General features: G+C 41.8%; 14 protein-coding genes and 1 riboswitch. All 14 genes read right to left on the reverse strand.

Going from position 1 to position 13,168, the window contains the following annotated elements:
* Window positions 1-23: 23 nt before the first annotated feature.
* Window positions 24-199: riboswitch (cobalamin riboswitch) on the reverse strand.
* Window positions 200-256: 57 nt separating this feature from the next.
* Window positions 257-1,774, reverse strand: coding sequence for a cobyric acid synthase (locus D1953_RS06040; RefSeq protein ID WP_119116299.1), 1,518 nt, complete (start codon window positions 1,772-1,774; stop codon window positions 257-259).
* A gap of 17 nt (window positions 1,775-1,791) precedes the next feature.
* Entirely contained in the window at window positions 1,792-2,328 is a 537-nt protein-coding gene (locus tag D1953_RS06045; RefSeq protein ID WP_119116267.1) for a cob(I)yrinic acid a,c-diamide adenosyltransferase, read from the reverse strand.
* Between the two features lie 25 nt (window positions 2,329-2,353).
* Window positions 2,354-2,917 carry a nitroreductase family protein gene (locus tag D1953_RS06050; RefSeq protein ID WP_119116268.1) on the reverse strand — a complete coding sequence of 188 codons (564 nt, stop codon included), beginning with the start codon at window positions 2,915-2,917 and terminating at the stop codon, window positions 2,354-2,356.
* A 16-nt stretch (window positions 2,918-2,933) separates the two neighbouring features.
* Window positions 2,934-3,710, reverse strand: coding sequence for a uroporphyrinogen-III C-methyltransferase (gene cobA, locus D1953_RS06055; protein ID WP_119116269.1), 777 nt, complete (start codon window positions 3,708-3,710; stop codon window positions 2,934-2,936).
* Window positions 3,707-4,348: a precorrin-2 dehydrogenase/sirohydrochlorin ferrochelatase family protein gene (locus tag D1953_RS06060; RefSeq protein WP_119116270.1), complete on the reverse strand. Its 642-nt coding sequence runs from the start codon at window positions 4,346-4,348 to the stop codon at window positions 3,707-3,709. Before D1953_RS06060 ends, cobA begins: the two co-directional genes overlap by 4 nt.
* A gap of 3 nt (window positions 4,349-4,351) precedes the next feature.
* Window positions 4,352-5,731 carry a cobyrinic acid a,c-diamide synthase CobB gene (locus D1953_RS06065; RefSeq protein WP_119116271.1) on the reverse strand — a complete coding sequence of 460 codons (1,380 nt, stop codon included), beginning with the start codon at window positions 5,729-5,731 and terminating at the stop codon, window positions 4,352-4,354.
* Between the two features lie 205 nt (window positions 5,732-5,936).
* Complete coding sequence (locus D1953_RS06070) at window positions 5,937-7,061, reverse strand: cobalt-precorrin 5A hydrolase (RefSeq protein WP_182480518.1); 1,125 nt, start codon at window positions 7,059-7,061, stop codon at window positions 5,937-5,939.
* Window positions 7,058-7,837, reverse strand: a complete 780-nt coding sequence (cobM, locus tag D1953_RS06075) for a precorrin-4 C(11)-methyltransferase (protein ID WP_119116272.1) — start codon at window positions 7,835-7,837, stop codon at window positions 7,058-7,060. Before cobM ends, D1953_RS06070 begins: the two co-directional genes overlap by 4 nt.
* The gene (gene cobI, locus D1953_RS06080; RefSeq protein ID WP_119116273.1) at window positions 7,837-8,544 is read right to left on the reverse strand and encodes a precorrin-2 C(20)-methyltransferase; all 708 of its coding nucleotides are present in this window, start codon (window positions 8,542-8,544) and stop codon (window positions 7,837-7,839) included. Before cobI ends, cobM begins: the two co-directional genes overlap by 1 nt.
* The gene (cbiE, locus tag D1953_RS06085; RefSeq protein ID WP_119116274.1) at window positions 8,537-9,751 is read right to left on the reverse strand and encodes a precorrin-6y C5,15-methyltransferase (decarboxylating) subunit CbiE; all 1,215 of its coding nucleotides are present in this window, start codon (window positions 9,749-9,751) and stop codon (window positions 8,537-8,539) included. Before cbiE ends, cobI begins: the two co-directional genes overlap by 8 nt.
* Entirely contained in the window at window positions 9,714-10,847 is a 1,134-nt protein-coding gene (locus tag D1953_RS06090; RefSeq protein WP_119116275.1) for a cobalt-precorrin-5B (C(1))-methyltransferase, read from the reverse strand. The genes cbiE and D1953_RS06090 overlap by 38 nt, the downstream gene beginning before the upstream one ends.
* A gap of 2 nt (window positions 10,848-10,849) precedes the next feature.
* Window positions 10,850-11,500, reverse strand: a complete 651-nt coding sequence (locus D1953_RS06095; protein WP_119116276.1) for a precorrin-8X methylmutase — start codon at window positions 11,498-11,500, stop codon at window positions 10,850-10,852.
* Window positions 11,490-12,272, reverse strand: a complete 783-nt coding sequence (gene cobK / locus D1953_RS06100; protein WP_119116277.1) for a precorrin-6A reductase — start codon at window positions 12,270-12,272, stop codon at window positions 11,490-11,492. Before cobK ends, D1953_RS06095 begins: the two co-directional genes overlap by 11 nt.
* The gene (locus D1953_RS06105) at window positions 12,269-13,168 is read right to left on the reverse strand and encodes a sirohydrochlorin chelatase (protein ID WP_119116278.1); all 900 of its coding nucleotides are present in this window, start codon (window positions 13,166-13,168) and stop codon (window positions 12,269-12,271) included. The genes cobK and D1953_RS06105 overlap by 4 nt, the downstream gene beginning before the upstream one ends.

Genomic DNA, 13,168 nt, shown 5'->3' on the forward strand with positions numbered 1-13,168 from the left:
CACTTCCCTATCCGCGTAGGTATTATAAGTGTTCGAATATGGCAGGTCTCCTGGCTTTTAGAAATTGTTTACAACACCTTCCCATATAAACATACAGTGGCATTCGCTGCAAACTTCTAATAACAGTGGCGGGACCGCGTTGGATTTTCACCAACTTCCCTTTTAAGTCAATGTAGACACCTTATCCGTTTCATATTTATAGTTCATTATGCTTGATTATACACTAAAGACGGGCGGGCGATAATCTTTTTTATAATTAAACGGAAAATTTAGGATTTATCAGCTTATACAAGCTTTCCATATCAACATGTTGCTTTACATGATTCGCAAGCAAATTATAAGCCTCTTCTCGTCTCTCGGCATCCGATTTAACCGTTTCCTGCACTCCCGGCAACCCTTTTTGTTTACGAATTTGATTAACTAGTTCTCTCGTAAATTGGCGATTATGAAACACACCGTGAAAATACGTGCCGATAACAAGACCATCATTCGATACAGCCCCATCTTCTCGGCCATCTTCTAATAGTAAAAAGGGACTCGCTTTTGCGGCATCAATTTCTGTTCTTCCAAGATGAATTTCAAAGCCTGAAAGCGTCATCTCATTTAATCCGATTGCCTGAACAAGACGACCTGTCATTTGCTTTGTTTTCTTCTCTTTATTAAAAACGGTCTTCACTGGAAGTAAGGAAAGCCCGATAGCACTTTCACCATTGCCTTCCACTGCATCAGGGTCTAGTAATTCACATCCTAGCATTTGAAAACCGCCGCATATACCGATAACTCGCTTTCCTTTTGCATGAAGTTCACAAATGGCCCGGTCAAATCCTTCTTCTTTCAGCCACGCCAAATCACCGATTGTATTTTTCGTACCCGGAATAATTAATAGATCTGGCTCGCCAAGCTCTTTTAATGAACCAACGAGGCGCACACCAACATCCGGTTCATCAAAAAGTGGATCAACATCCGTAAAGTTAGAAATACGCGGCAAACGAATCATCGCTACATCGATAGCAAATTCATTTTGCTTTGGTTTTTTAAAACGTAATGAAGAAAGAGCAAGGGAATCTTCGGCTTCAATATTGACATCAATATATGGAACAACACCGAGAACCGGGATACCTGTTTCCTGCTCAAGCCAACGGAGTCCATCATCCAGCAGTTCACGCATACCACGGAATTTATTAATAATAATGCCCTTAACACGCTTTCTTTCCGCTTCATCTAAGAGTGCTAGCGTTCCAACAATAGAGGCAAATACGCCTCCTCGATCGATATCAGCAACTAAGATAACCGCTGCATCTGCCAGATGAGCCATTCGCATATTAGCAATATCGCGATCTTTTAAATTAATCTCTGCTGGACTGCCTGCCCCTTCCAAAACGATTACATCATAAGATTGTTGCAGCTTACGAACAGATTCTTCCACGATTGGCATCGCTTCTTGAACAAAATTATTGCGATAGCTTCTCGCATCCATATCTAAAAAGTGTCTACCATGAACAATAACTTCTGACACCATATCTTGCTTTGGTTTTAATAAAATGGGATTCATATCGGTTGTCGCAACGACACGTGCTGCTTCCGCTTGAACGCCTTGCGCTCGTCCAATCTCACCGCCATCTGCTGTCACGAATGAGTTCAGCGCCATGTTTTGTGATTTAAAGGGCACGACGCGTAATCCATCATTAGAAAAAATTCGGCAGAAGGCTGTACAAATGACACTTTTCCCTACATCAGAGGATGTCCCTTGAATCATAATTGCTTTTGCAGTCATAAACATACCTCGCTTCTTTAAAATTCTAATCCTTTTACAGCAGGAATTCCGCTTTCATAGTAATGTTTCGTTGCATCAATTGTAGACACAAGATCAGCGAGCTCGATTAATTCGTTCGCCGCACTTCTCCCTGTTACAACGAGATGCATATGAGAGGGGCGGTTACGAATCGCTTCCACCACTTCTGCAAGCGGCAGGACATCATCGATTGGAAATGTCGAAATCGCTAATGCATTATTCAGTTCATCTAACACAAGCAAATCTGTTCCAGGATTTTGGAGCGCTTCTTTCGCTTTTGCCCAAGCCTGCTTTAGGGCTGCCCGATGTTCTTCTGGTGTTTTCGTCCACGTAAACCCGATGCCTAATTGCTCCATTTCGACACCTAACTTCCGAAGTGCCAATGCCTCTCCATATGTGCGCTCTGGCGATTTAATAAACTGCAAGTATTTTACGTTCATTCCCCGGCCAATTGCCCTAAGCGTCACACCAAGCGAGGCCGTTGTTTTTCCTTTCCCCTCACCCGTATAAATCAAGAACAATCCTTGGCGTGCCATCTCAATCTCCTCTTTTCCTTATGATTTAGAGCCAAACGGTTTTTTTCGTATAAGGAGTTCGCTTCGTCGCTGGCACTTCTTGATCGGCTTTTGGATACCCGATAAAAATCGTCCCTACTACCTTTTGATTTTCTGGCGATCCGATAAACTGATGCATTCTTTCGTCATGAACAAGACCGACTCCTCTTGTACGCCAAACGAACCCAAGGCCAAGCTCTCCAGCTGCAAGCCACATCGATTGAATCGCACAACATACGGCAAATACATTATCGTGAGAAGCATCTGAATCATCTGGAACCTGATCTGCCGTTACAACAATGACGACCGGTGTCGATGTCACAACTTTTAGCGAGCTTTCTACTAAATGAGGCTTAGTCGGAAAGCGTTCTTGCAAATATTCTTGTGCTAATGCTTCATAACGCTTTTTTGCTTCATCTTTAATCACATAAAAATTCCAAGGCTCACGCAAACGATCATTCGGTGCATATGTCGCAGCTTCTAATAACTGCTGAATTTTCCCCTCTTCGACTGGAGTGTCCTCATAATTACGAATCGCGCGCCGCTCTTTCAGTGCTTGAATAATCGACAAGTCGTATCTCTCCTTTTTAAGGTGTAACCGTTTCTGTTTCTATTATTTTTTCGTACCATTTAATTTTGTCACGTAATTGAACAACCTCGCCGACAAGAACCATCGCTGGGTTTTGAATATTCTCCTGTACGACTAAATCATGAATCGTTTCAAGGTTTCCAGTAACCGTTCTTTGTTTGTCTGTTGTTCCCCATTCAATCACAGCAACAGGTGTTTGAGCGGATCTTCCATGATCAATTAATTGTTTACAAATATACGCTAAGTTGCCGACACCCATATAAAAGGCCACTGTATCAATGCCTGTTGCAAGCGCTGGCCAATTCAGATGGTCTTGGCCTTTACTATCACGACCGTGCCCTGTGACAATTGCAAAGCTTGATGCATGCTCGCGATGTGTGACAGGAATCCCCGCATAGGCAGGAGCCGCAATGCCCGCTGTTATACCAGGGACAATTTCATATTCGATTCCATGCTCAGCCAATACTTCTGCCTCTTCGGCACCTCGCCCAAATACGCACGGATCTCCCCCTTTTAAACGGGTCACCGTTTTTCCTTCTAGTGCTTTATCCACTAAAAGGGTATGAATTTCATCTTGAATAAAGTGATGTCTCCCTGGTGATTTTCCGCAAAAGATTAGCTCAGCTCCCTCTTTTGCATATTCTAATAATTTCGGATTAACAAGCCTATCATAAGCAATTACATCCGAAGTTTGAATACATTCAAGTCCATAAACTGTAAGTAGTTTGGGATCACCTGGCCCTGCACCAACTAAATAGACTTTCCCTTGACTCATGGCGCAATCCCTCCTGTTAATAATTGTAGTAAGCGCGCTTCTCGTTCTTTATAATTGGCTTGCCTCGTCAACTCTAAAAATTGCGGTTCAAGCAAACCTTGTAACATTTGTCTTCTTATTGTACTATCCGCAACTTCTTCTATCACTCTTTTTCGCGATTGTTCAAGAAACAGCAGATATTCTTCGTATACTTCATCATACTCTTTCGCAAGATCTTGTTTAATTTTCCGGGCCAATCCTGGACTCGCTCCAGAAGTAGAGACTGAAATCGTCAATGCCCCTCTTCGAAGCGAAGCTGGCACGATAAAATTACTTAAATCAGGACGGTCCACAAGGTTTATTAATTGCTGACTGTTCGCAGACTCATACACTTGCACATTAATCGCCGATTGATTAGTAGCTGCAATAATTAAGAAGAAATCTTGCAAATCATCTGGTTCAAATCTCTTTTGCTTCCAGATGATTTTTTTTGCTAAAAAAACTTCCCTGATGCTTTCATGAAGTTCGGGACTGATAACCGTGACTTCGGCATCCGCTTCTAACAGCGTCAAAATCTTTCGAGCTGCGACTGCTCCACCACCAATCACAACTGCTTTTTTTCCTGAAAGATTCAACATGGCTGAATAGTAATTCACCATGTTCTACTTCACTACCTTACGCTTATGATGGACACACGCCTGAATCCAACGCTCAACAATTTCTGGATTGGAAGCAAAGTGGAAGTGTGTATAGCCCGCGACAAGGTTTTCTTTTAAATATCCTTCTTGTTTCTTGCCAAAACGACCTTTTGTTTCATAGGCATATGGCAAACCTTCCGTTCGTTCATACGTAGAGTAATGAAATTCATGACCTTTTGCTTGTTGATTCGGATCAATTAGGAAATTCCCTTCTGTTCCGAATATTTCTCGATAGCCTAACGCCGCCAGCTTCTTCTGCATCGTAATTTTCCCTGGAATAAGTCCCACCATTGGATACTCCACACCTTCAGTACTTGCAATCGATTCTGTTAAATACATAAAGCCGCCGCATTCAGCAAGCGTTGGGATACCGCTCTTAACAGCTTCTTGAATCGATGCTTTTGCACGTTCATGATGAACTAACTTAGCTGCAAACTCTTCCGGGAAGCCTCCCCCAAGATACAAACCATCCGCTTCAGCAGGAACTTCCTCATTCTTTAATGGAGAAAAATACGTCAATTTTGCTCCGTAAGCTTCTAATAATTCAAGGTTTTCTTGATAATAAAAATTGAATGCTGCATCTTTAGCAACTGCAATACAAACCCCTTGATCTTCACGCTGCTCAAATAAACCTGTTGGCTCTTCCACAATTTCCGTCGTTTCCGCTAATTCATATAGACGGTCTACATCAATTGTTTCTGAAATAAGGTTTGCCAGCTTTTCAAAAAACGGATTTAACTCGCCTCGTTCAATGGCTGGAATTAACCCTAAATGACGACTAGGAATATCAATATCCTGCTCTCGCTTCATGTAGCCAAGTACAGGCACATTGCACTCTTGCTCAATGGCAGCCTTTACAATCTTATAATGCCCTACGCTGCCAACTTGATTGGCAATCACACCGACAATATTCGGACCAGTCGCTAACGTTTGAAAGCCTTTTACAATTGCCGCTGCACTCCGCGCCATACTAGCACAGTTTACAATAAGCAGGACTGGACTTTCCGTAATCATGCTAATCTCAGCCGTTGAGCCTGTATTCTCTAATGGACTTTTCCCATCATAGAAGCCCATTACTCCTTCAATAATAGAAATATCGGCTCCTTTACTTGCTCGTGCTACTATTTCACGTACCGTATCATGTTTAAACATCCAACTATCCAAATTTCGTGAAATTCTGCCTGTAACCGCAGTATGATAAGAAGGATCAATATAATCCGGTCCGCATTTAAACCCTTGCACGGTATAGCCTTTTTGTTGCAAAGCAGCCATGATGCCGATTGTACATGTCGTTTTACCAACTCCACTGCCAGTCCCAGCAATGACTAATCTTCTTGTACTCATACAAAGGTCCCTCCATTTAAGAAAAGCGCAAGGTGTCCATAATCCGCAACAAACATAAGACACAAAACGCCTTGAAAGTTTATCATTTCTTAATTTTTAGACTTTATTACATAACTCTGTTGTAGCTGAAAGACGTGTGAGACCTTGGTCTCACACGAAATAAGTCAAAAATCTCCATCAACAATACGGATTAACATAGCCTTTTTTAAAAAGGAATAACCCCGACAGAAATCGTGACATTGCCGGACTTTTTCTTTACAAGCTCTAATTGCTCTGCTCCTGAATATAAGCGAACAGCTGGTTCACTCACTCCATAAGCACCTGTATATTTAAATACAGTATCAGACGGTGCTTCAATCGTCACTGTATTTAATTCAACTGGCGGATAATACACAAACTCCCAGCCATATTTCTCTACAACTTCCAATAAGCCCGCTTCATCTTTTTTCAAATCAATAGTACAAAGCGCCTTCACGCTTTTAATAGAAATATGAAGTTCTGCCAGCGTATCCACAATCACTTGCTCAATTTCTTCTGCTGATGTTCCACGATTGCACCCCATACCAATTACAACTGTTTTTGGTCGAAAGACAATCCCATTTTCTAAAATAACTTCTTCTTCTTTCGTTAACAAACGATGAGTCACGATTAACGCAGCTTTCGGTTTCGCTTCAATTGCCTCAGCAATAGAAGGGTAGCTAATAATAGATTCTGGAATAGGGGCATCATGCATCCACCAATTACGCTCACCTGATTCTTGGACAATCGCAACATGCTCTTCATTTACAACAGATGCGCTTACAGGCGTTAGTTTTTCAGCCGAATCCCATACCCATCCGAAGCGAGAGCCGAATAAATCAACAGGAATCGTTTTTTGCACATCAGAAGCAGTCGTAATAATTGCTCTTGCATCTAAAGTAGCAGCAACTTCTCGTGTTAGTTCATTAGCACCGCCAAGATGACCAGATAAAACACTAATAACATTTTCTCCTCGATCATCAATGACCACAACAGCTGGATCTGTTTTTTTATCTTGTAAAATCGGGGCAATCATTCTGACAACAGCACCGAGGGAAATAATCATAATAATGCCTTTATATTGTTTAAAAAGCGTAGGGAGCAGCATCCGTACACTGCCTGAAAACAACTGGATATGCTTCTGCTCCTCATCCCCCTTTTCAAATTTGCTCATATAATATAAATCTGAATTAGCAAACATCGTATGTAAACGACGAGATATTTCGACGCCGTGCTTCGTAATCGCTACAATCGCATAAGAATTCTTTTGGACAACGGACGGTTGAATTCCTTCTTGCAATTCGATAATCATGATTTAATTCCTTTACGGAATCCATGTGTAAAGCTCGCATCGTATAGCTTTGAACGATATTCATCTTTCTCGTGAATATTTGGATCCAATGCCCATCCTGCTAAAATCATTGCATGTTTACGAATTCCATTTTTGCGCATATCTTCATCTAGATTCACTAATGTTGTACGAACAATTTTTTGGTCTGGCCATGAAGCACGTTGAATCACAGCAACTGGTGTTTCATCCTTCCAACCAGCTGATTGAAGTTCTTTAACGATTTTCTTTGTTAACGTAGCACTTAAGAAAAGTGCAATTGTGCAATGGTGACTTGCTAGATCTTTTAGCTTCTCAAACTCCGGAACCGGCGTACGTCCTTCTGCTCTTGTCAAAATAAGTGTTTGTGTTAAATCAGGAATTGTCAATTCCGCACCAATTGCTGCAGCAGAAGCAAATACCGAGCTCACCCCTGGAATCACTTCATATCCGATTTCTTCTTTCTTCAAAAGTGCAATTTGTTCCATAATCGCTCCATACATAGCTGGATCGCCTGTATGAATACGAGCAACCATTTTACCCGCATTTACACGGTCTACCATTACATCGACGATTTCTTCTAGGTGCATGCCAGCTGTTTTTAATACTTCTGCTTCTGGCTTTGCCTTGGCAATTAATTCTTCATTTACTAACGAATCCGTATATAAAACAACATCTGCTGTTTGAAGAATGTTTAAGCCTTTTACTGTAATTAAATCTGGATCCCCCGGACCTGCTCCTACAATATAAATCTTCTTCATTATTTTCTCACCACCATTAATGTTAAGTATTCAAGCTCAGCGCCTTCTAACTCGCTAACCTTCCAAATCACTTCTTCATCAGATGTTACCTTTGTTACAACAGAAGCTTTCTCTAAAAGGTCTAAATCTTTTAAAACTGTAATCATTAAATCTATTACTTTCGCCACTTTAATAAACACAACCGCGTCATGATCTTCAAGCGCTTTTTTCATCGCTTCATAATCATCACGAGCTGGAACAATTGCCACATGATCATCGCCATCAGCTAAAGCAATTCCTAATCTTGAAGCAGAACCGTTAAAGGATGAAATGCCTGGTACGGTTTTAATGTCTACTTCAGGGTGCAATTCCTGCATTAATTTCATCATATGAATAAACGTACTATATAAAAGCGGGTCGCCTTCCGTTACAAAAGCTACATCTTTCCCTTCCTGCAGCTTCTCCCAAACCTTCTCAACCGTTGCATTCCATTCACGATCTAAGATTGCTTGGTCTTTCGTCATTGGGAAAACAAGGCCAAGCATTTCTTTTTCTTCAGGGCGAATATATACTTCAACAATTCGATGTGCATAGCTTTTGCTGCCTTTACGTTTCCGTGGGTAAGCAATAACTGGTGACTCTTGAATTACGCGAAATGCTTTAACTGTAATTAATTCTGGATCTCCTGGACCAACGCCAAGACCATATAATGTGCCAAGATTACTCATTCGTTTCTTCCTTTCTTTGTGCCGTAATAATATAAATTGGATTCAGTGGAACAAAACGATTCATGCCTAGGATTGGCTTGCTCCGGGAAATTTGTGCATGCATAATGGATGTTTGAAAGCCTGCTTGTGCGAAAGCTTCATTCGCTCGATATAAATTCTCAATGGTCGCAGCATTAAGAACAATCCTTCCGCCTTCTTTCAAGCGCTGACAGCATGTTTGGATTAAGTCGACCATTTCGCCGCCCGTTCCCCCAATAAAAATCGCATCCGGATCTGGAAAATTGTCAAGCCCTTGCGGTGCTTTTCCATGGATGGCTGTTAAATCGGTACGAAACTTGCGTTGATTCTGCAAACAATTTTCTAAATCCGGTTCATTTTTTTCAACAGCAAATACTTGCCCTTCTGGAGCTATTCTTGCTGCTTCAATCGCCATTGAACCAGTACATGTTCCAACATCCCAAACAACGCTATCCTTTTTGAGGTTTAACGCATATAAACTTAATACGCGAATTTCTTTTTTTGTAATGAGCCCTTTGTCCGGCTTCCGTTGTGAAAACTCTTCATCATCAATACCTAGTGACCAGCTTGGACCATCCGCCGTTTTTTTCAAAATCACAACATTTAATGGCGAAAACTCTTGATTCACCATGTCTTGGAGTTCATACCAGCCTACTTTTTCATTTTCCCCTTGCAGGTTTTCGGCAACAAATGCGCGATACTCGTTCATCCCGAACGAAAGGAGATATTCGGCAAGACGATTCGGACTATTCTCAGCATCTGTCAGCAACGCCACTTTTGCCTTGCCATCGATTCGCTGTGCCAGTCCTTTCATACTCCGACCATGAATACTTGTTACATAAGCATCCTGCCAGCTTTCGCCCATTTTTGAAAAAGCAAGTTGCACAGAGCTTACATATGGATATACTTCTATATTTATTTTGCTTGAAAGATAACCGCCAATTCCGTAATAAAGCGGATCACCTGAGGCTAATACAACTGTTGGACGTGTTTCTTCTTGCAATCTCTCTACAAGCGCTTTTAATCCGCCTTTTACAGCAACTTTCTCTCCTTGATAATTCGGGAAGAAAGAGAGCACTCTCTCACCGCCAACAAGCACTTCGCTTTCTTCAATCCATTGTGCATATTGCGGCAGCAAGCTTTCTTGTCCGTTATCCCCGATTCCAATTAATTTCATCGATTGAGTCAATGCCAACAGCCCTTCCTAGTAATTGTCCTTTCATCGAATAGATCGCCGTTCCCATTTCTATTCCACCTTTGATATGGTGTAATGACGAGTAGCAGCACGCTTCACAAAGATGATCAAAAAAGGCATCATGACCTGTCTCAGCCATCAGCTCACCGACTTGAGAAGCAGTATTCGCACTTGCTACTTCTGCCACAAGCTCTTCGCTAGCCCCAATATCACGTGCCAGCTCCGAAAGGAATTCAAAATTAATCGGAGCACTTTTTGAGTGAACCATCATCACGCCTTGCGCAACTTTTGAGAATTTTCCCATCATCCCAACGAGCGTGACCTTCTTAATTCCTTGCTTTTTACATTGCTTTAGAGAGAAGCCGACAAAGTCACCCATTTCAATGAAAGCTTCCTCTGGTAACTCAGATAGCAGCCCCATCGCGTATTTCTCACTGCGTCCGCCTGTCGTTAAGACGAGATGCTCACAGCCTGCCATTTTGGCCACACTAATGGCTTGAACAATACTCGCCATATAGGCAGAACTAGAAAAAGGAACTACGGTGCCTCTTGTCCCTAAAATCGAGATGCCACCGATAATTCCTAGTCGGCCATTTAATGTTTTCTTCGCAATTTCTTCACCGGCCGGAACAGAAATTACAACTTTTACACCTCTATTAACCTGAAACTCTTCTAACGTCTGCTCTACAGTCGTTAAAATCATTTTGCGCGGCACTGGATTAATTGCCGCTTCACCGACTGGAACCGGAAGACCGGGCTTTGTCACCCGACCAACTCCGATTCCTCCGTCCAAAACGATGCCTGGTGTATCCGTCCAGCTCACGGTTGAAACAATTAACGCTTGATGAGTCGCATCTGGATCATCGCCTGCATCTTTAATCGTTTCACAACTCACGGAGTCTTTGCCCATTTCACATTTTTCTATTGTGAAAGTCGCATCACGCCCAATAGGTAAATGAATCGTTGCAGTTTCCTGTGCCTCACCAGTAATTAAAGCGGTTAATGCTGCTTTCGTTACTGCCGTTGAACAAGCTCCTGTCGTATAGCCATGTCTCATTTCCGACGGGTCTTTTTTCGCTTTCTTTTGCATGATTATACCTGATCAGCTAAAAGAGAAATCGCATTCAAGGCTGCAACTGTAACCGTACTTCCGCCTTTTCGACCAACGTTCGTAATGAAAGGAACTTCAGTAATTTTAGCTAGCTCCTCTTTTGATTCAGCAGCAGAAACGAAACCTACAGGCATTCCAATAATTAAATCAGGCTTTGCAATTCCTTCTTTGATTAAACGAATGAGTTCTAATAAAGCAGTCGGCGCATTCCCGATGGCATAAATACCGCCTTCATTTTCACGTACTGCTTTTTGCATCGAAATAATCGCACGTGTTGTATTTTGTTTTTTTGCTTCAATGGTGACATCTTCATCTGCAATATAGCAATGCAGGTCTCCGCCATACTTTTGAAAACGTTTTTTCCCTGTACCGCTTTCAATCATTTGTACGTCCGCAATAACATGACGTCCTTTGCGAATCGCTTCGATTCCCGCACGAATCGCATCAGGATGAATAATAACGCTTCTTCCTAATTCGAAGTCTGCTGATGCGTGAATAATACGGCGGACAATTTTCCACTCGTCTTCTGAGAAATTATGCGGTCCCATTTCTTCTGCGATAATCGCAAAGCTATAATCATAAATTTTGTCAGGATCAACTGTTAACGGTTTGAAATCTGTTTTAAAATCCATTGTATTTTCCCCCTAATTGTTTATTCAAATTGTTAATCACATCTTCAAAGTTCGAATACACATTTTGATAATTCACATTTGGACGAGCAATCATAATCGTTTCAATACCGCACTCCAAAGCGGCTTCCAGCTTCTCATCGACCGAGCCAACTTTTCCGCTTTCTTTCGTAATCATTAATGTGACACCGTATTGGTTATATAGTGCTTTATTTAACTCCTTTGAAAATGGCCCTTGTATCGCAACAATATTTTTTTGCTCGACACCTAACTCTGCGCATTTTTCCATATTATCGATACGCGGCAGCATTCTCGCAATTAATCTAGTATTCTCTAAACCTATTAATTCTTTTGCAAAAATCTCTAATGTCTTACTACCCGTTGTCAGCATGATAACGCCTCGCTTCTTTGCAGCAAGCTTAGCCGCCTCAGCATAATCGCTAACAACCGTTAATTTGTCATCATGGAATCGTTGGCTTTCTCGTTCATAACGAATGTAAGGAACATTCGCTTCTTTTGCTCCTTGAAGCGCATTCTTCGAGGCCTCTTCTGCAAATGGGTGACTTGCATCCACGACCGCTTGAAATCCTTTTTCAGCAATTAATACCGCCATATCTGCTGCTGTTAGCCGCCCGATTTGCGTATCAATCCCTGCATCTTGCAAACTTTTCGCGGCTGATTCTGTCACGACTGTTGCTAGAACCGGAAAACCAGCATTCTGTATCTCAATCGCTAATTCTCTTGCATCACTTGTGCCCGCCAAGAACAAAATCATTTTGATGCCTCCACCTCGTGTACATGGTCATGGTCGTGATCGTGGTCATGATGGTGGTGGTGATGATGGTGGTGATGATGATGCGCGTCACCATGCTCCTCGACATACAAACGATAGTTTTCTAAATCTTGAGTTCCTCTTGATGTTCCTTCTAACGCTTCTGCTACACGCTCTTTTAAAATGGTTTGAAGCTTCGGATGATAACCAAAGTAATCCGCTAACACAAACTCATGATTTGGATACTGCTCCTGGTAGCCTTCTAGCATCTTCGCCATTCGCTCCATTAAGATACCTGTAAACAAGAAGTATGGCAGCATAACCACTTTTTTGGCACCAAGCTTGATACAGCGTTCAATCCCTTCATCGACAAGTGGTGTCGTAACACCCATGAAAGCACTTTCTACCCATTTCACATTCAATTTCTCCCAAAGCAAACGAGTAATTTTATAAAAATCACTATTCGCATCGGCATCACTGCCACCGCGGCCAATTAATAAAACAGCTGTGTCATGATGTTCCGCATTTGTATCAAAGCCGATGCCTTCCAAACGATCGGTTAAGATCTCTAATGCTGCTGGATGAACATCAATCGTTTGTCCATATATAAATTTCACTTCTGGATACTTAGTCTTTCCATCCTCAATTTCCGCAGGGATATGCAGCTTCGAGTGACCCGCATGTAGCAAAATAATTGGAATAACAGCAACTTCTGTCGCTCCTCTTTTCACACAATTGTCGATCCCTTGTGAAATATTAGGTGATGCGAATTCCAGGAAACATGTTTCAATGATTAAGCCTTCATCCATTGTTGGAATCATCTTGTCTACAAAAATACGAACCTCTTCATTTCCAGCCTCTAATCGGCTTCCATGTCCAACAAACAATACTGCTTTCAT

Origin of the sequence: Peribacillus asahii, assembly GCF_003570725.1 — a bacterium.
Taxonomy (GTDB): Bacteria; Bacillota; Bacilli; order Bacillales; family DSM-1321; genus Peribacillus; species Peribacillus asahii.